An 18,004-nucleotide genomic window follows, 5' to 3' on the forward strand; every position below is an offset into this window, starting at 1 on the left:
TTCGGCCGTCTACAGGTCGACCACGATGAGTGCGTCGATCAGCCGTTGCGTGATCGCGCCGGTGATCGCTCCCAGCCAGAGCAACGCCGTGAAGTGGATGTAGGAGTTGCCGAAGTGACCGCCGTCCGACACGCGAATCACCATCGACGAGATGAACGCGTTGAAGATCAACACGAGGATGATCAGATACCGGAGCATGAGGATGTCGTACTGCTCGGTGTGAATCAGCTGGGCACCGACGTTCGGCCCCACCTCTGCCGCGCCCTGGGTCGCGATGTCGAACCCGGACATCATAATCGCCAGCTCGAGGCCGATGAAGAACGCGAACGACGACGCGGCGGTGATCCCGTAAATGACACCGATGAGCGTGGTCGTCTGTTGCTTGCGCTCCTCGCGCAAGTTGACGATCTCGCTCATGTTCTTACTGATGAGTTCGCCGAGTTTCTTCGGGCTGCCACCCATGTCCCGCCCGACCAGGTACATCTCGCTGAACTTCTGGATCAGGAACGACCCCACGTCGCCGGTGAAGTACCGCCAGGACTCCTCCGTGCTCAATCGCATGTTGAGCCGCCGGTAGAGATCGTCGATCGAATCCGTCAGCGGCCCGAAGTCCTTCTTTCTGAGCGACGACAGCACCTCGGTCGTCGTCGACTGTTTTGCACTCTCACTTGCCCCCAGCGCACGGATGAAGTTGGGGAACTCCCGGTCCCGATTGAACACCTGCCGCTCGTGATACCAGAACACGAATCCGGGGATCAGGAGTGGTGACGTCGCGATCGGCATGTACATCAACAGCGGAATCGCCCTGATCGGAACGTGCTCCGAGCCGGGAATCAGTTCGAAGAAGATCAGCGTCATGACGACGATGAAGATCATGCTCAGTGCGACTCCGACGACCGTCGAAATGAGCAACAGCTTCTTCCGGAACGTCCGGTACCCGTCCTCGAGATACCAGATCGGGTCGTCCGGAACGATTGCCTTGATAACGAACGTAAACCCGAGCTGGACGAACAGGAACAGGACGATGACGAGCGCGACGGTCAGGGTCGGATCGTTCCCCGTCAGCAAGGGGAGCACGACCGCGAACACGAGCGCGAACGTCATCGAAATAATCATCGCGAGATACAGGTCTTTCAGGACGTCCAGGTTGCTGAGCGACTGTCTGTAGGCAGTCGAGTACTTGTCGATCAGCACTTCCTGCTCCTGGAGCAGGAAGTCGTCGAGCCCCTGACCGGCACCGAGCGTGTACGCCATCCGCTCGAGGAGGTCGGAGACGGATTCGCTCGGTACCTCCGACGCTCGCCGCCGACAGGCCTCGCCGAGGCTCATGTGCCAGATGTCGACCAGGTCGACGACTCGCTGGAACTCCCGTGCGAGTTCGCCGTACTCCTCTTCGGCCGCGAGTTTCCGGAGGACCTCCATCCGGTCGATGTTCGTCGTCGACAGGATCGTCATGTGGATCACGAACAGATGGAATCGATTCTCCATCTCGATCCGGCGACTGTCGACGGCCAGGCGCGGATAGCCCAGCGCCGATGCGAAGATCAGCAGGCCAAAGACGGGGATCAGCAGCCTGACCAGTAGAAACGCGTCGAGGACGATCGCAGCGACGACCGTCCCGAGAAGGATCAGAAACGCAGGACCGAGGACGAAGGGGACGTATATCTTCGTCGGCAGTTCCATCTCGTCGTACGACTGAATGATGGATTTGCTCAGGTTGGCTGCCAACGAAGCGTTTTCAGCAATACTCATTTTCGGTTTTCCCGGCGCCGCCGGGCGATATCAGCACGGCGAAACGTCCGATCGTACGGACTACGTAGTTATGCACGTCATACAAAACTTCTGGCCTTTTTCCGTCAGGACTCCTCAGGCACAGAATCCGCCGGCTGCTCGTCGACCCCGCCCAGGAGGTCCAGCTCCGGTGCCCGCTCCGGTCTCGCGATCCAGGCGATGTACTGCAGGCTGCGTTTGTGCTCGTCCGCACTCAGCACCGACCGAGGGTCGAGATCGTCGTCGATAGACCTGTCGTCGAACCCCTGTAGCATCGACAGGAGGTAGGTCTCGATCGGCCCCGAGATCCAGCCGATCGACTCGTAGTACGCGATCGTCTGTGCCGCACCCTCGATTCCAGCCGTCTCGATGAGATACTGTATCCACTCGAGCGTGACCAGTTCGGCGTCGTTGCGCGACGGATGCCGGACCAGGTACGGCGGCTCGTCCAGTTCGCCGTTCTCGGGGAGCTGCTCCGGCTCGGTGTCGGCGAGGCCGTCCAGATCGTCGGTACTGTCGGGTTCGTCGCCGAACTCGTCCGGCTCGTCCTCGAACGGGTCTTCCTCGACGTCGTCTTCCAGTTCGTCCTCGAGGTCGTCGGCGAACTCGTCGTCATCCTCCATGCCGAATTCGTCCTCGTCGTCGAGCCCGTCATCGAGGTCGTCGGCGAACTCGTCACCGAACTCCTCCTCGTCGTCGTCCTCCATGAGATCGTCGTCGAGGAACTCCTCGGCCTCGCTCTCCGCGAGGTCGTCGTCGAGCCCTTCACCACCCTCGTCCGGGTCGAACATCCCCTCGGTCGCCGAATCGAAGGCGTTCCCGATCTCCTGGTCGCCGACGAAGGGGTTGATACCCTGAGTGACGATCTCGTACATCTCGACGAGCTTCTCGACGTTCTTCTCGACGGTGTCGATCGAGTTACTGATCTTCTCGTTCTCGCTGCGAACGGTCTCGATCTGTCCCTCGAGGGAGTCGACCTCCTTTTCGACTTCGTCGAGCCGATAGGTCATCTCCTGTTCGTCGCTGCCGCCGTCGTCCTCGTCGCCCTCGAACAGCGAATCGTCTCCCATCAACCCGTCGTCTGCACCGCCCAACAGGTCGTCCTCGGTCTCGTCCGGTTCGTCGTCGGCGTCGTCGAGTAGGCTACTCATAGTTTGTCAGGTTAATCGACGATGAAGTCGATGCTGTCCTCGTTGTCGTTTACGATCACTGTCACACGCGTATCGCCGCTGACGTCGACGTTGTCGTCGTTGCTGACGTCGATCGTCACCTCGACGACCCCGCCGGGTCGCCACGTATCGTCGTCGACGTCCACCCGTTCGACCGTCATATCGTCGCTCTGGATGAACCGCCCGTCCACCAGCACGTCCACCTCTGATGGATGCGCTTGCACGCTCTCTGAGCCGACGTTCTTCACGAGGACGGTCACCTCGTCGGCGGTCTCGTCGTAGATCGACTCGGCGTACGCCGCGTCGCTCGTGACCTGGATGTCCGTCGCTATCTCTTCGGAGACACTCGAGCCACGAGTCTCGACCGCGTCGCTCAACTGGTTCACCTCCACGACGATCGTTCCGGCGACGCCCGCCGCAACGACGACGCTCGCAATGAACAGGATGATGTGAGTGGCGGAAACGCTCGCCATCTATGTTTCCTCCATTGTGGCGTCTGCAATGCCCGTCTCGGTGACGATCTTGACGCGTTCGGGATCGTCGATCCCGTTCTCGGAGAGCGTTTCCTCGTAGATCGTCAACTCGAGGGTTGTTCCCGGAACCCAGATGTCCGTCTCCGTATACACATCGTCGTCTTCGTCTTCGTTCTCGTCGACCACGGCTGTCTCGTCGGGCTGGACGAACTGTCCGTTTACCAGGAGATCCGTGTCGGTGACGGTCAGCGAGGTCGTGCCCTCGTTTTCGACGGTCACGGTGAGGTCGCCGCCGTCCGTCTCGTATGGCAAGACGTCGATATCGGTATTCGCCTGGTCGCGATTTTGCTCTGCTTGCGCGGCAAAGGCGTCACCCGTGTCGGCGCTCACAGTGAATATTGCAGGGAAGATTACACCGGCCGCTACCAGAAACGCGATAAGCATAATCGCGGCGGCGGCGCTGGTACTGAACCCCATTCGTCTCTGGGAAAGGGATGCCACTGGCAAAAACGCTCTGGCCATCCGAACTGTCGCCGTCACTGATACGGACCGTTGCCTGTTACTCCGGCGCAACCGTGGCTGTCCCTCGGTACGCCGGTAAACTGTTACAGCAATCAGTATGACTCGTCCGCTCGAGATCAGAGGGGTAGCCGTTGTGCTCGGTCTCGAACTGTGGTGACGTCTTGGTATACGATAGACGCACGGCTCAGAAGTAGTGGTGTCGGAAACGTCGGTACAAACCGGGAGTCGGCGTCGGCAAACGAACGATGGCCGACAGCGATTGTGTCCCGATCGAAACGGTTCAGTTACGAGTTACCGAAGACGGCGAGTCGCCCAGTTACAGGCTGACTGCGTCGTCGGTGAGCGTGGACGGAGCCATCAGGACCTCGATGGTCTGGGCACCGTCAGCCGTGGTGATCTGGAACTCGGCGGAGTCGCCGGCTTCGATCGTATTGAAGCCGTCGTCATCGCTTGCGAGGTCGATGTGGACCTGCAGGTTCTCGTCACTTTCGAGGACCTGGTTGTCGACACTCTCGCCGTCAAGGTCCTGGATCGTGAGATCGTTGAGTTCGTGTGGCTGACCGCGGACGGTCTGGTCGCCGATGAACTCGAAGGTCGCCGAGCTCAGGTCGACGGCGTCAGCGCCAGGGCCGAGCGAAACCATGATGGAAGCCGAGCGGACCTCGTCGTAAACGCCGTCGTTGACGAGGTTGTCAGGGGCAGTGAGCGAAATCTCGTCATCGCCATCATCTTCGATGGTGATGGGGAGGCCATCTTCGTGCTCGTCAATGTGGCTCTCGGTTACTCGGAGTTCAATGCTTTCCTCATCCACTATAGACTCATCATCTGCATCGAAGTCAACGGTAACTTCGGTTACACCGGTGACGTCATTAACATTGTCAATTGTATCTGTACCGTCACCATCAAGGGCAATCTCTGTGCCGTCTTCACCGTCGATGACCTCTTCGTCGACGTCTTCTAGAGTAACCTCGACAACGTCTGCTCCCTCTACGTCGATGTCGGTGTTGAATTCAAACGTTACATCGTCGAACGTATCCTCTTCGTTCCAGTCCGGATCGACGACTTGACCAGTTGCGGAATTAACCTCGACGACGTTAGAGACCTGTGCCGTACTTTCTTCACCCGTTGCGACTGCCTGGGACTGCAGAAGACCGGCGGTGTTGATCAGGACACCTGCCGCGATTGCAGCGACAAGTACCATCGCGATGAACACGATGAGTGTCCCGATACCTACCTGACCGCGTTCTTCCTCGTCTGTTACTCGTTCGAACATTGTTGGATTAGTCTGCTCCAGCAACTGCCTACACACCGTTTCGTGTTGGCCGATGCCGGAACGTGAGTACACTCTCCTGACTGTCTCGTATTAAGTCTACTCGCCAAACCGACATGACTTAACTCTCCTTGCCGACTCTTTCTATACTTAAACCTACTTGCCGTATCACACGATCTTATTTAGGCCTAACTGCCGCCCTCTCTTGGGTTTAAATACATATTCAGTTTTGACTCCAGTCATTACCAGAACAGATTCTGGATTCAGTGCATGAAATTTTACCAAGATGGTGTCGAGCTAGTTATACCAAAACTGATTGTTCCACGCTATCTCAATAATTGCCGACTGATTATACTAAACCGCGTCGAGAAAGCAGGGACGGTCGTAACGAGCGTCCCATTGTGGCCGCGAGATTTCGCGGTGTGCGTTAGTAGCGATAACTGCTGACCGTTTACAGGCTGACTGCGTCGTCAGTGAGCGTGGATGGGGCCATCAGGACCTCGATGGTCTGGGCACCGTCAGCCGTGGTGATCTGGAACTCGGCGGAGTCGCCAGCTTCGATCGGGTTGAAGCCGTCGGCGTCACCGGCGAGGTCGATGTAAATCTGCAGGTTCTGGTCAGATTCGAGGACCTGGTTGTCGACACTGTCACCGTCGAGATCCTGAATCTCGAGGTCGTCGAGTTCGTCCGGCTGACCGCGGACGGTCTGGTCGCCGATGAACTCGAAGGTCGACGAGCCGAGGTTAACAGCGTCAGCACCTGGGCCGAGCGAGACCATGATGGTCGCCTCACGGACTTCGTCGTAGACACCGTTGTCGACTACGTGTTCAGGAGCAGTGAGATCGATTTCACCGTCATCCTCTTCGATAGTGATAGGGATACCATCCTCGTATTCCTCTATGATTCTGTCGCTCACTCGGATGTCGAGCGTTGCAGTGTCCTCGAGCTCGTCGTCGTCGTCAACAGACACTTCAACTTCGGCTACTCCGGTGATGGGATCCACAGTGACGATGGCTTCGTCGTCTTCTCCTTCGTCGCCTGCTAGATTACTGGAGATTTCCTGGTTCTCTGTATCATCATCAACGTTCGTCACAGTAACGTCAACATCCCCCCAAGTATCTTCGTCAACGCCCAGGTCCTCGCCATCAAACAGGAGGTCAGCCTCATACTCTGCACCTTCCTCCCAGTCAGGATCGACTACCTGGCCGGTAGCGGAGTTGACCTCAACAACGTTGGAGACCTGTGCCGTACTTTCTTCACCCGTTGCAACTGCCTGAGACTGCAGAAGACCGGCAGTGTTGATCAGAACACCGGCCGCAATTGCTGCGACAAGCACCATCGCGATGAACACGATGAGTGTTCCGATACCCACCTGACCGCGTTCTTCCTCGTCTGTTACTCGTTCGAACATGGTTGAATTATCTTGCTCCAGCGATCGCCTGCACTTCATTCGTGTCAGCGATGCCGGAACGTGAGTACACACTCCTGACTATCCCGTATTAAGTCTACTCGCCAAACCGACATGACTTAACTCTCCTTGCCGATATTCTCTGCACTTAAAACTACTTGCCGTGATACACGATAGTATTTAGATTTGATTGCCCATTCACTTGGGTTTAAGTGCTGATTCTGTCCTCTCTCTAGTACTCGAAGGGATCTATCGTGCATTCTCCACATGGAATTTCATCTAAATAGTATCGGATTAGTTATATTTGGAACAGTCGATTCACTGGAATCGATAATTGTCGGTGGATTATAGCAGAACGCGTCGAGAAAGCAGGGACGTTCGTGACGAACGCCCCAATACGACCGCGAGACGTCGCGGTCGTCTGTAGCAGCGGAACTGCTATCCGTTGGTCTACAGGCTAACTGCGTCGTCAGTCAGCGTGGACGGAGCCATCAGGACCTCGATGGTCTGGGCACCGTCAGCCGTTGTGATCTGGAACTCGGCGGAGTCGCCAGCTTCGATTGTATTGAAGCCGTCGTTGTCCGCGGCGAGGTCGACGTAGACCTGCAGGTTCTGGTCACTTTCGAGGACCTGGTTGTCGACACTGTCACCGTCGAGATCCTGAATCTCGAGGTCGTCGAGTTCGTGCGGCTGGCCACGGACAGTCTGGTCGCCGATGAACTCGAAGGTGGACGAGCCGAGGTCGACGGCGTCAGCGCCAGGGCCGAGCGAGACCATGAGAGTGGCTTCACGGACTTCGTCGTAGACGCCGTTGTTGACGACGTGCTCGGGGGCCTCGAGTGCAATCTCGCCGTCACCATCGTCGCTGATGGTGATAGGGATGCCGCCTTCGTCCTCGAAGTCCTCTACGATACGGTCGCTCACTCGGATTTCAATGCTCTCTTCGTCATCGACGCCGTTAACGTCATTTACACTAACAGTGACAGTGGTTACACCAGTGAGGTCATCAGCAACGGTGGCTTCATCATTATCTTCTAGACTTGTACCAACATCGTGTGGGGAATCTCCTGTCTCCTCTTCGTCGTAATCCTCCACAGTGACTTGGACGTCAGCGTCAGCAGCGCCAGTAAGGTCGAGATCCTCGTTTTCGAAATGGAGATCCTCGTCATTGAACGCTTCGTCTTCCTCCCAGTCAGCATCGACTACCTGACCAGTGGCGGAGTTGATCTCGACGACGTTAGAGACCTGAGCCGTACTTTCTTCACCCGTTGCAACTGCCTGAGACTGCAGAAGACCGGCGGTGTTGATCAGGACGCCTGCCGCAATCGCTGCGACGAGCACCATCGCGATGAACACGATGAGTGTCCCGATACCTACCTGACCGCGTTCTTCTTCGTCTGTTACTCGTTCGAACATTGTTGGATTGTCTTGCTCCGGCAGGCCGACACACCATTTAGGTCCGTATTGGCACCGCCGGAACGTGGTTAGCAGTCCTGACTGTCTCGTATTAAATCTACTCGCCAAACCGACAGTACTGGTTTTTCTTTACTGACAGGCATGGGCATCATATCTATCCTGATAGTAATCGCTATGTCTGCTTCTAAGCACTGATAGGGGCGATCTATGTGTTTTGTATCCAATCTGTCGTCAGTTAATATTCGCACCTGATGGAGTATGGCATATCCATTACTATATGAATATCAGATTGATTAGGTTATCGCGATTGATGTCGACGGAAGAGTGGATCGACTTACAGCGGAACGGACGCTCCGGCCTCGAGCTCGTACGGAACTTCCAGATCGGCGGTCGTCCGCGTTCTGTCTCCCGTAATCAGCGTCACCGACGCCTCGTCGCCTGCCTCGAGGTCCTCGACGTCGACCACGACTGTCCGTCGATCGTCGTCCGACTCGAGCACCGGTCCACCGTCGGTCACCTCTTCGATCTCGAGATACGTCTGACCGCTTCTCGTACTGTAGTCGACGACGGAACCACTGAGATTGACCGAATCCGAGCCGGAAACCAGTCCGATCGTCATCTCGATCCGTTCGATAGTCTCACCGTCGTCGTCGGCCGTACCGATGGTCGAGTAGACGGTAAGGTCGTTTGCAACCAGAGCTGTACTGTCTTCGCCCGTGGCTTCGGCCTGTGTTCGCAATTCTTCGGCAGCCTGAAAGAGGACGCCTGCGGCTAATGCAGCGACGAGCACCATCGCAACAAAAAGGATGAGCGTCCCCACACCCACCTGACCGCGACGATCGCGGTCGTTCTCAGCGGCCGTCACCAACATCAACTCGTTTACAGGCTAATTGCGTCGTCGGTCAGCGTGGACGGAGCCATCAGCACTTCGACGGTCTGTGCACCGTCAGCCGTGGTGATACGGAACTCCGCGGAGTCACCAGCTTCGATCGTGTTGAAGCCGTCGTTGTCCGCAGCGAGGTCGATGTAGACCTGCAGGTTGCGGTCGCCTTCGAGGACTTCGTTGTCGACGTCGTCGCCTTCGAGGTCCTCAATCCAGAGGTCGTCGAGCTCGCTAGCCTGACCGCGAACGGTCTGGTCACCGACGAACTCGAAGGTCGCTGCGCCGAGGTCGACGGCGTCAGCACCGGGGCCCAGCGAGACCATGATGGACGCCTGTCGGACGTCGTCGTGGACGCCGTCCGCGAGGGCGTCACTGTCTTCGTCGGCCAGTTCAAGGTTGACCTGCATATTGTCTTCACCGTCTGGGACAATCTGAACCTCGATGTCAGTATTGTCGTCTTCGATGTCGCTATTCAGGCGAAGCTCGATGGTTGCATCATCGTTAATATCGTCGTCATCGGTACCAACTTCCGTTGCGTCAACTTCTGCTTCAATGGTGACTTCACCCGTAAGGTGTGAGTCTTCGTGCAGCCCATTGTACGCATCAAGATCGGCAGAGTCGGATCCGTCGAGCGTTACTGTACCGCCCGCGCCGTCATCGCCATCGAGGTAGTTACCCTCGTTATCCGTAACGGTTAGAAGGATGTCCGCATCATCAATGGTTCCATCCTCTTCTGATGCCCACTCACCGTTATCGTTCGTGATGGTGAGGTCGAGATCCTCGTAGGTCTCGCCAGGATCTTCGGTCACCTGCCCCGTCGCAGAGTCGACCTGGACGACGTTGGAGACCTGTGCTGTACTTTCTTCACCCGTTGCAACTGCCTGAGACTGCAGAAGACCGGCGGTGTTGATCAGGACGCCTGCCGCAATCGCTGCGACGAGCACCATCGCGATGAACACGATGAGTGTCCCGATACCGACCTGACCGCGTTCTTCTTCGTCTGTTACTCGTTCGAACATTGTTGTATTACGTTGCCCCGACAGCGCTACAATCGCCTGTAGCAGTGCCGGAACGTGGCCGTCAGTTTCGACTATCTCGTAATAAAGCTACTCGCCAACTCGACATGTCTTGAATCTACTTGCCGATACTTCTCGATACTTAAACTGGCCGATTCTGGTATTTAGATACTGTGGCCATAATGCCGTGCTTAAGCTCTGAATGCCACATCTACAAATACATAAAATACAATATCCACTGACGAATGTATTTATCTGCTTACTACAGAAAAGGCAGATAGAGTATATATCTGTCGTGCGAACGTGACGGGAACGAGTCGCCCAAAACGGGGCGTCCGTCGTGTCGTAGCACGAAGGCTACGGTCACGAAACGGCGAGCGTCACAAAGGCGACCCGACCGCAATCGTCAGCGGTCGTTCTCGTCAAATGCTACTAGCCCAGTCTACAGGCTCACTGCGCTGTCGGTGATCGCGGACGGAGCCATCAGCACTTCGACGGTCTGGGAGCCGTCGGCAGTGGTGATGCGGAACTCCGCGGAGTCACCGGAATCGATCGTGTTGAAGCCGTCGTTATCCGCAGAGAGGTCGATTACAATCTGCAGATTACGGTCACCCTCGAGAACCTGGTTGTCCGTCGAATCTCCCTCGAGGTTTTCGATTTCGAGGTCGTCGAGTTCTTCGGCCTGGCCACGGACGGTGGTGTCGCCGACGAATTCGAACGTCGCTGCGCCAAGGTCGACGGCGTTAGCGCCGGGTCCGAGCGAGACCATGATCGAGGCTTCGCGGACTTCGTCGTAGACGCCGTCATCGAGGGCGTCACTGTCGCCGTCGTCGAGGCGGATGTCGAGTTCATCGTTTTCATCACCGTTCGGTTCGATGTGGAACGCGAGTTCGTCGTTCTCTTCACCGAGGTCGCTGTTCAAACGAAGCTCGATAGTATCATCGTCTTCCTCATCGACACCATCGGGTTCTCCCTCGAACTCGACTGTGATGGTCGTTTCACCGGTGAGGTAGACTTCTTGGGTGAAGTCGACAGTACCAAGAACTCCCTCGAGGGCATCACCGTCCTGATTTTCTCCAGCTTGGATGACTTCGTCGTTGTTATCTTCGACAGTTATGTGGATGTCTCCCTCAGTGATAGTCTCGTCCTCATCTGGGCCCCAGACATCCGGATCATCGTAGTCGGAATCAATGTCATTTACTCCCACGTTCTCGTCACCGGGGAGAACGAACAGGAGTCCTTCCTCAAAGTTGTATGTCTGGCCAGGATCTTCGGTCACCTGACCCGTCGCCGTATTGATCTGGACGACGTTCGACACCTGTGCTGTACTCTCTTCACCGGTCGCAACTGCCTGTGACTGCAGAAGGCCGGCGGTGTTGATCAGGACGCCTGCCGCAATCGCTGCGACAAGCACCATCGCGATGAACACGATGAGTGTCCCGATACCCACCTGACCGCGCTCTTCCTCGTCTGTTACTCGTTCGAACATGGTTGGTAATTGCTCCCCAGTGTGGGTCCACAGAGGGACCAGTGGCTGCGGAACGTGTCAGACATATTTGACCCTCCCGACATAAATCTACTCGCCATGCTTACATTACTTAAGCCTAATTGCCGTACACAGCCTCTATTAAATCTTATTGCCGATATGCAACGTTCCTATTTAACTACGATTACTAACTAATTCTCGTCTAAGTGTTGTCTCTCGAGTCCACGCCCACGATCATCATCTCACAAGAACTGACGTCACAGGCCGCTTCTCTCTAGAATTCCACGACAGCTTCTGGTCGGTCCCCGCTCGAGCACCCGCATGACGTGCGTCAGACGGGATAAACGCCGAACACCAGTCCACCGCTCGAGCCATCGGCACCGACGCTCACCATCGATAATAACGCCGCTGTTCGCTGACGGCCGGGAGACTTATTCCATCGGTCCACCGAACCCATAGTAGAATGGACATCATCGACGGCGAGAAGATCGAATGTAGTCGCTGTGGGGACGTCGTCATGCTGGAAGACGCGAACGTCCTCGGGAAGCGAAACAACCGGACCTACGCCAAACCGATCTGTGACGACTGTCTCCAGAACGTCGGCGTCCCGCGGGGGTACGAACTCGAGCGCGACGTCAGTTACCTCAAACACGAGTAGCGAACGGGCAGTCGAGAACCGACCACCGACTGGTCGGCCGTGGGGGATGGTCGACGGTACGGTCGAGATCAGCTTTTATTTCTCGTCACGAAACAGTTGTCACTCTTCGACGCGAGCTACCGAATAGAAACGACCTTATTTGCTGCTCATCGCTTCGCTCGCGATGTTCCGGCCGCGGGGTTTCAGCGCGACCTCGCGGCGGATCCGGACCTCCTCGAGTACGTCGAGCTCGACGAGTCGCTCGTAAATCTCTTCGACCTCGTCGGTGTCGATGTCCAAAAACTCGGGCACCTCGAACGGCGATACGCCGGAGTAGATCGCCATCAGCACCTCCTCCTCTTTTCCGGAGAGGTCGATCTGCGAGGAGTTCTTCTCGGCACCGCGGTCCAGCACCGACTTCAGGATCGCACAGTTCTGGGCGCCACCGGAGAGGTAGGTCTGGACGCTCGAGCCCTCTTTGGTGTGTTCGGCCTCGATCACCGGTCGTTCCTGGCCGCGGATCTGGCGTTCGTCGCTCTCGACGGTACCGACGTCGTCGACCTCGATCTGGACGAGCGAACCGGACTCGACGGCGAAGTTCGCGACGCCCTCGTTGATCTTCACGCGGGCTTTCTCCCAGGACGTCTCCTGGACGACGCCACCCTTGACGGCCGGGTGTTTGATCAGGACAATCTCGCCGTCGAGGATCGCCTTCTGTAACTGGAGTTCGAACTCCTCGACGTTGCCCATCGAGACGAGATAGACGTTGTTGCCGGCGTTGATGCTGATGTAGTCCGAGACTTTCGCGACCGTCTGGTTGACGTCGTACCGGCCCCGGATCGACTGGATCTGTGGAAGCGCGATCGTCCGCTTCCCGCTGTTTGTCGCGATCACGACCCGTTTGTTCGACAGGATGATGCGACCGTTAGACCAGTCCGTATCCGAGAGCTTTCGACCGTCCCGGACCACCTGGGTGAACTGTCCGGTAACGTCCGCGAGTTTTTGCTCGGATTTGCTCATGCGAAGTCACCACTCGGTGCTCCAGCGCCGCCGAGTTTGGACAGCGCGGAGAAGCCGCGCTTGCGCAGTCGATCGCTTTCGGTTCGGTCGACGAACCCGGAGATCCGATTCCGGGACTCCTCGCCGCCGATCTTGCCGAGGACGAAAAGCGCCTTCACGCGAGCCTCTTCGTCGCGATGTCGGTCTTCGACGATGTTCAGCAACCGCTCCTCGAGTCCGTCGCCGTCTAACATCGACAGGCTCGTCGCGGCGAACTTCGAGGTCATCTCGTCCTCGTCGGCGAGCGTATCGATCAGCGCTTCCTGGGCTTCGTCGCGGTACTCGTCGCTCGCGACCCGTCCCAGCAGCCACGCCGCGTTCCGGCGCTGTGCGGTCTCGGTACTCTTCTCGAGCAGGTCGATCAACGGCTGTTCGACCCGGCTGTCGGTGACCTGCTCGAGTTCGCCGACGATCTTCTCTCGGATCTTGTGGCTCGCGTTCGACGGCGCTTCCGATAGCAACTGTACGAGCGAGAACATCGCCGTCCGCCGGACGACTTCGGCCTCGTCTTGCAGTCCCTCCGCGAGGACCTCGACTGCCTCGATGCTCCCGAGACGACCGAGCGCGTCGACGGCGATCCGTCGGAGTCGTTCGTCGTCGGCTTCGGCCACGTCCACGAGTTCGTGCAAGGCGTTGTTCGTCCCAATATCTGCTAACGCGTACGCGACCTCGATTCGGATGGCGTACCGATCCTCGTGGAGTCGCTGTGACAGCGCCGGGACGCACTCGGGCGACCCAATACGTCCTAACGCGCGTGCGACTCGCTTTCGAACCCGTGGGTCCGGGTCGTTCAGCTGATTGACGAGGTGTTTTACGACGTTATCTTCGCCGATTCGTCCCAGTCCGGTCGCAGCGGCCATCCGCAGTTCGGGCCGGTCGGCGTTTAACCCCTGAGCCAGCACCTTCGCTTTCTTCCACTTTGCGACGTTGTCGATGTCCTGGCCGGACACCTCACCGATGAACTTCTCGAGTGCGTCCTGTCCGTACTGGTCGAGCGCGTCGATCGCTGCTGCTCGGACTTCCTCGTCGTCGTCGTCCTGTGACGCCTCTACGAGCGGATCGACGACGTCTTCCCGCGGAAACCTGGTCTTTTCTACCTCGGAGGCCAGACCCCCGAGGATCTCCGCCGCTCGGCGGCGAATGTCCGTGTTTGAACTCTCCTCGAGGTGGGTTACGAGCTCTTCGAATTCCGCGTTTCGCTCGAGTTCGAATAGCGACATATTTCTAGATCACTTGTTCGGGACGGGACGCAAACGTCGGTATCTTGCGTTCGTGTGTACCTGTTCGGTTGCTGGATATTCAACGTTGGTTTTGAGAGCCGACGGACGAGGGACGGTCGATCGTCGTTTCGACGGCCGCTCGGAGATATCGTCGGGGCCGATGTCGCTACTCACCGTCGCTTTCACTGTCGTCACCTGCTTGATCACCGTCGCCGCCGATCTGGATGCCTCCGACTCCGTCTTCGTACCGATCTTCACCTTCGTAGACTTTCCCGTGGGTGACGATCGAGTGCCAGATGTCGTCGTCGGTTATTTCGTCCTCGTTGAGGTGCTGTTCGACCCACGCCGCGTTGATGCTCCAGCCGTCGACCTGTTCGTCGAAGCCGTCCTGCACTTCGGTGATCAGGTACTCGATGTCCGAACCGTGATCGACGAGTTCCTTGAACGCCTCGTAGATCGTCCAGATCTCGCTGTCGGACTCCTCGAAATCGTCCGCGTTCGAGTTGTAGAACAGAAACAGTGCCTTGGAGACCTCGTCTTCGATCCGATACTCGGGATCGAGTTGCATCACGTCGACGTCGATTCCGTTTGCCTCGAGTAGATGGTAGAACTCGCCAGGCGTCGCGTCGGGATCGTCGTCCGGCTCTTCCGGCACGATTTCTTCTCGGCCGCCGCCGAGATCCAGCGATCCCAGACAGCCTGCCGTCGTCGCAAGTGAGAGAGTTCCGATAGCGGACAGCGCCTGTCGGCGATCGAGCGTCGATCGTTCGGTTGATTCCACGACTGAGCGACTGCTGGCTTCGCGACCGGATTCGTCGGTGTCTTCGCTTCCACACCCGGGGCCCGTGCTCATCGTTACGATATCCTCTCACCAATGAGTGAAAAACGCGTTGGCCGATTCGATTTCGTTTCACCGTCGACGACTTAGTTCGCCCAGAGAGTATATTACGGACCCACCCAAACAGTTGCAGACACACGTACTGGTGTCGCCTGGATGAACGTAAACCTGCTTACCAAGCCACTGTCCTCTCTGCGCACGCTGGCCGCCCGTATCGTTTCCTGTTCTCCCACCCAGAAAGCGAAACTAGTTCTCGCTGTCGCTTTTTCTATCTTTCTCGTTCTCATGGTCGCCGGCAGTCTGGTGTTCGTCGTCGGGAGCGCCGGGACTGTAGACGACGTGCCCGAAACCGCCACTCCCAGCCTCGAAACCTCGAGTATCGACGACTCGAACCACGCTCCCGTGCTGTCCGACCCGCCCAACGTAAATAAGCCGGACGACGAGAAGCGTATCGTTGTTCGGTTCGAGGACGATTACGTCGTAAGTGGAGAAATCGTCGACGACGACGACCTCCCTCCCGATCCGGAAGTGACTGCGGGCGGTGAGTACCTCGTGATCGACAATCACGAAGAACACGACCGACGGGTCGTCCAGACGATGGACGATGGCGAGGTCGCGACGACCGACGACGGGAGGCCGATTCACGTCTCTTCCGGTGACGATCCCAACCTCGTCGTTTTCGAGCGGGACTCTCACGGATCGATCACCGGCACCGAATCGCTCGAGGTGAATCGCGAGGACGGGACCGTTTGGACAGAGAACGACCACTCTCTCGATGTCAACGGCGCCCCCGTCGAGTACGAGGGCTACGACTCGTACGATCTGACGCTCGAAATCCTCGAGGCGAACGATCCCGACGAGGGAGAGACGCTCACTGTCGAGACGGAGATCGAGAACCACGACTGGGGTCACGCCCACGACACCGAGGCCGTTATTCGACTCCTCGAACGCAACGGGGAACTCGCGTCCTCGAACGAGACGATCGACATCGATGGCGATGAGTCGATCACACACACGTTCGATCTCGAAACGAGAGCGACACACTACATCGCAAACGAGTTCGAGATCGACGTTGCCGACGGGGAAGCCGTCGAATCGCAAGACGTCAACATCGAAGCTGCCGGCGCAGCAGTTTCGATTACCGAGACGACGTCACCGACGATCCAGGGTGACGAACTCGAGGTAACGGCACAGGTTCACCGGTACGGAGACGTCCCGGAAGGGGCAGTGTCGTATCCGGTCAGTTTCTACGTCGACGGTTCGGAAGTCGGAACCGAAATCGTCGGCCTGTCGGCGGGCGAAACGCGAGAACTCACGTACACGTACGAAACCGACGATAACGACGTGCCGGAAGTCGACGTTCGAGTCGCGAGTGACACCGACTCGAGTACTGACCAGGTCGACGTAATCTCCAGGGAGGAGTACGAAGACAACATCCAGGCGTCGATTACGGACACTAACATCGACGAACTCGGCTCCAGTGGGACGCTCGAAGTCGACGCGTCCTTCGGATACGACGGGGAGCTTCCCGCTGGAGAGACGACGTTCCCTGCGAATCTCACTGTCGACGGAACGTTCGAAGACCACCGGTACGTCACCCTGGAAGACGGAACGGACACCCAGGAGACGTTCTCCTACGACCGGGATGCGACCGATCCACCGATAACCGACGTCACGGTCGAAACGCCGGGTGAAGACGCGACGGTCACCTTCGACCGCGACACCGATATCGCGTTCGCGGACGTGACTGATCCTGCGGCTCGCCACGAACCGCTCGACACGACCGTCGTCGTCACCGACAACGGCGAATCGCCCGGCCAGGATACGCTCACGATCGAGATCGAGAACTCCTTTGCAGTCGAATCGAACGGAACCGAAACGCGAGAGATCCAGATCGAGCCCGGCGAATCGGTGAGCGAAGACGTCACGTTCGATCTGACCGGGAACGCGCCCCCGCAACTCGAGTTGCGTGCGTCGACGAGCGAGGCGTCGACGGCGACGACGGTCGAGGTCCGGGACAACGAGGCACAGTTCGATATCACGGACGCGTCGCTCGAGGGAGCGGAGGATCCCGAATCCGGCGTCGACGTCGTTTCCACGGTGCGAAACATGGGTGGCGTCACGGGCACCCAGGAAGTCTCGCTCGAGTTCGACGGGGAGACGATCCACTCCGAGGAGGTCACTCTCGAGCCGGACGAGGAAGCCACCGTCACCTCGGAGGCACCGGCTTCGGAGGAAGACGGCGTGACTCACTCCTATGGTGCGTCGACCGACGACGACTCCGCCGCTAGCACCGCGACGACGGGAGCGACGGGCGACACGTTGGGTCTTCCGAACGTTCCCGGCGGAGCGACCGTCGCCGTGCTCGTCGCGTCGCTTCTCGGCCTGCTGCTGGCCGGTGCGGGCGTGATCAAGTACCGGAACGATCCGGCGGCTGTCCGTGCCCGTGTTCGGCAGTTACAAAACGCTGCCATTGGCGCAATTCCCGGTATCGGCTCCGGAGCCGTCATCGTCCAGAACGACCTCCCACGCGAATCGCTGGTTCGCATCCGAGTCAGGGCCGGAAACGACGTCGTGTTCCTCGAGGACTTCCAGCTCGGGGAAAGCGAGCGACGGACGTTCAACACGCTGCCGGACGCGGACCGGTTCGAGGTCGGTGCCGGCGTCGACGACATCACGTCACACGAAGAAACGTTCGGTGGGGAGACGGACCAGGTCGGCGTGATCCTTCGGCCGGAAGGGATCACGATTCGAGAACTATAACGGCGATTGCGCTCGACTCGAGTGTTCGGCTAGTATCGTTTCGGGCGTCGACTGCTGGGTCGAATCAAACCCAC

General features: G+C 58.0%; 15 protein-coding genes. 2 read left to right on the top strand and 13 right to left on the bottom strand.

Annotated features, from left to right (window positions below; genetic code table 11):
* Positions 1-9: 9 nt before the first annotated feature.
* The 10 genes from flaJ to BLR35_RS17435 form a co-directional block, all read right to left on the bottom strand.
* Positions 10-1,752, bottom strand: coding sequence for an archaellar assembly protein FlaJ (gene flaJ / locus BLR35_RS17390; protein WP_090384857.1), 1,743 nt, complete (start codon positions 1,750-1,752; stop codon positions 10-12).
* A gap of 104 nt (positions 1,753-1,856) precedes the next feature.
* Complete coding sequence (locus BLR35_RS17395; RefSeq protein ID WP_090384859.1) at positions 1,857-2,921, bottom strand: FlaD/FlaE family flagellar protein; 1,065 nt, start codon at positions 2,919-2,921, stop codon at positions 1,857-1,859.
* A gap of 11 nt (positions 2,922-2,932) precedes the next feature.
* Positions 2,933-3,412, bottom strand: a complete 480-nt coding sequence (locus tag BLR35_RS17400; protein ID WP_090384862.1) for an archaellum stator protein ArlG — start codon at positions 3,410-3,412, stop codon at positions 2,933-2,935.
* Positions 3,413-3,889 carry an archaellum stator protein ArlF gene (locus BLR35_RS17405; RefSeq protein ID WP_090384864.1) on the bottom strand — a complete coding sequence of 159 codons (477 nt, stop codon included), beginning with the start codon at positions 3,887-3,889 and terminating at the stop codon, positions 3,413-3,415.
* A gap of 361 nt (positions 3,890-4,250) precedes the next feature.
* Positions 4,251-5,207 carry an archaellin/type IV pilin N-terminal domain-containing protein gene (locus BLR35_RS21165; protein ID WP_090384867.1) on the bottom strand — a complete coding sequence of 319 codons (957 nt, stop codon included), beginning with the start codon at positions 5,205-5,207 and terminating at the stop codon, positions 4,251-4,253.
* A 448-nt stretch (positions 5,208-5,655) separates the two neighbouring features.
* Positions 5,656-6,615: an archaellin/type IV pilin N-terminal domain-containing protein gene (locus BLR35_RS21170; RefSeq protein WP_090384869.1), complete on the bottom strand. Its 960-nt coding sequence runs from the start codon at positions 6,613-6,615 to the stop codon at positions 5,656-5,658.
* Positions 6,616-7,062: 447 nt separating this feature from the next.
* Complete coding sequence (locus BLR35_RS17420) at positions 7,063-8,028, bottom strand: archaellin/type IV pilin N-terminal domain-containing protein (protein ID WP_090384872.1); 966 nt, start codon at positions 8,026-8,028, stop codon at positions 7,063-7,065.
* A 334-nt stretch (positions 8,029-8,362) separates the two neighbouring features.
* A complete protein-coding gene (locus BLR35_RS17425; RefSeq protein WP_090384875.1) occupies positions 8,363-8,899 on the bottom strand; it encodes an archaellin/type IV pilin N-terminal domain-containing protein in 537 nt (178 codons plus the stop codon).
* Positions 8,900-8,907: 8 nt separating this feature from the next.
* Positions 8,908-9,930 carry an archaellin/type IV pilin N-terminal domain-containing protein gene (locus BLR35_RS17430; protein ID WP_090384877.1) on the bottom strand — a complete coding sequence of 341 codons (1,023 nt, stop codon included), beginning with the start codon at positions 9,928-9,930 and terminating at the stop codon, positions 8,908-8,910.
* Positions 9,931-10,369: 439 nt separating this feature from the next.
* On the bottom strand, positions 10,370-11,416 hold the full coding sequence (locus tag BLR35_RS17435; protein WP_090384881.1) for an archaellin/type IV pilin N-terminal domain-containing protein: 1,047 nt from the start codon (positions 11,414-11,416) through the stop codon (positions 10,370-10,372).
* Positions 11,417-11,876: 460 nt separating this feature from the next.
* Here BLR35_RS17435 and BLR35_RS17440 point away from each other — a divergent pair, with 460 nt between their 5' ends.
* The gene (locus tag BLR35_RS17440; protein ID WP_090384883.1) at positions 11,877-12,071 is read left to right on the top strand and encodes a hypothetical protein; all 195 of its coding nucleotides are present in this window, start codon (positions 11,877-11,879) and stop codon (positions 12,069-12,071) included.
* 135 nt (positions 12,072-12,206) lie between these two features.
* Here BLR35_RS17440 and BLR35_RS17445 read toward each other — a convergent pair whose 3' ends face one another.
* The 3 genes from BLR35_RS17445 to BLR35_RS17455 form a co-directional block, all read right to left on the bottom strand.
* Positions 12,207-13,070: a CheF family chemotaxis protein gene (locus BLR35_RS17445; protein ID WP_090384886.1), complete on the bottom strand. Its 864-nt coding sequence runs from the start codon at positions 13,068-13,070 to the stop codon at positions 12,207-12,209.
* Entirely contained in the window at positions 13,067-14,329 is a 1,263-nt protein-coding gene (locus tag BLR35_RS17450) for a HEAT repeat domain-containing protein (RefSeq protein ID WP_090384888.1), read from the bottom strand. Before BLR35_RS17450 ends, BLR35_RS17445 begins: the two co-directional genes overlap by 4 nt.
* A gap of 166 nt (positions 14,330-14,495) precedes the next feature.
* On the bottom strand, positions 14,496-15,182 hold the full coding sequence (locus BLR35_RS17455) for a DUF8159 domain-containing protein (protein ID WP_090384890.1): 687 nt from the start codon (positions 15,180-15,182) through the stop codon (positions 14,496-14,498).
* Positions 15,183-15,452: 270 nt separating this feature from the next.
* Between BLR35_RS17455 and BLR35_RS17460 the strand changes: the two genes are divergently transcribed.
* Positions 15,453-17,930, top strand: a complete 2,478-nt coding sequence (locus BLR35_RS17460; protein ID WP_244510273.1) for a CARDB domain-containing protein — start codon at positions 15,453-15,455, stop codon at positions 17,928-17,930.
* Positions 17,931-18,004: the final 74 nt, after the last annotated feature.

Source organism: Natronobacterium texcoconense (assembly GCF_900104065.1).
Taxonomy (GTDB): Archaea; Halobacteriota; Halobacteria; order Halobacteriales; family Natrialbaceae; genus Natronobacterium; species Natronobacterium texcoconense.

Coding starts and splice junctions, on each gene's coding strand:
- flaJ (WP_090384857.1), bottom strand. CDS start 1,752: ATGAGTATTGCTGAAAACGCTTCGTTGGCAGCCAACCTGAGCAAATCC.
- BLR35_RS17400 (WP_090384862.1), bottom strand. CDS start 3,412: ATGGCGAGCGTTTCCGCCACTCACATCATCCTGTTCATTGCGAGCGTC.
- BLR35_RS17445 (WP_090384886.1), bottom strand. CDS start 13,070: ATGAGCAAATCCGAGCAAAAACTCGCGGACGTTACCGGACAGTTCACC.
- BLR35_RS17425 (WP_090384875.1), bottom strand. CDS start 8,899: ATGTTGGTGACGGCCGCTGAGAACGACCGCGATCGTCGCGGTCAGGTG.
- BLR35_RS17455 (WP_090384890.1), bottom strand. CDS start 15,182: ATGAGCACGGGCCCCGGGTGTGGAAGCGAAGACACCGACGAATCCGGT.
- BLR35_RS17435 (WP_090384881.1), bottom strand. CDS start 11,416: ATGTTCGAACGAGTAACAGACGAGGAAGAGCGCGGTCAGGTGGGTATC.
- BLR35_RS17460 (WP_244510273.1), top strand. CDS start 15,453: ATGGTCGCCGGCAGTCTGGTGTTCGTCGTCGGGAGCGCCGGGACTGTA.
- BLR35_RS21165 (WP_090384867.1), bottom strand. CDS start 5,207: ATGTTCGAACGAGTAACAGACGAGGAAGAACGCGGTCAGGTAGGTATC.
- BLR35_RS17450 (WP_090384888.1), bottom strand. CDS start 14,329: ATGTCGCTATTCGAACTCGAGCGAAACGCGGAATTCGAAGAGCTCGTA.
- BLR35_RS17395 (WP_090384859.1), bottom strand. CDS start 2,921: ATGAGTAGCCTACTCGACGACGCCGACGACGAACCGGACGAGACCGAG.
- BLR35_RS17420 (WP_090384872.1), bottom strand. CDS start 8,028: ATGTTCGAACGAGTAACAGACGAAGAAGAACGCGGTCAGGTAGGTATC.
- BLR35_RS17440 (WP_090384883.1), top strand. CDS start 11,877: ATGGACATCATCGACGGCGAGAAGATCGAATGTAGTCGCTGTGGGGAC.
- BLR35_RS17430 (WP_090384877.1), bottom strand. CDS start 9,930: ATGTTCGAACGAGTAACAGACGAAGAAGAACGCGGTCAGGTCGGTATC.
- BLR35_RS21170 (WP_090384869.1), bottom strand. CDS start 6,615: ATGTTCGAACGAGTAACAGACGAGGAAGAACGCGGTCAGGTGGGTATC.
- BLR35_RS17405 (WP_090384864.1), bottom strand. CDS start 3,889: ATGGGGTTCAGTACCAGCGCCGCCGCCGCGATTATGCTTATCGCGTTT.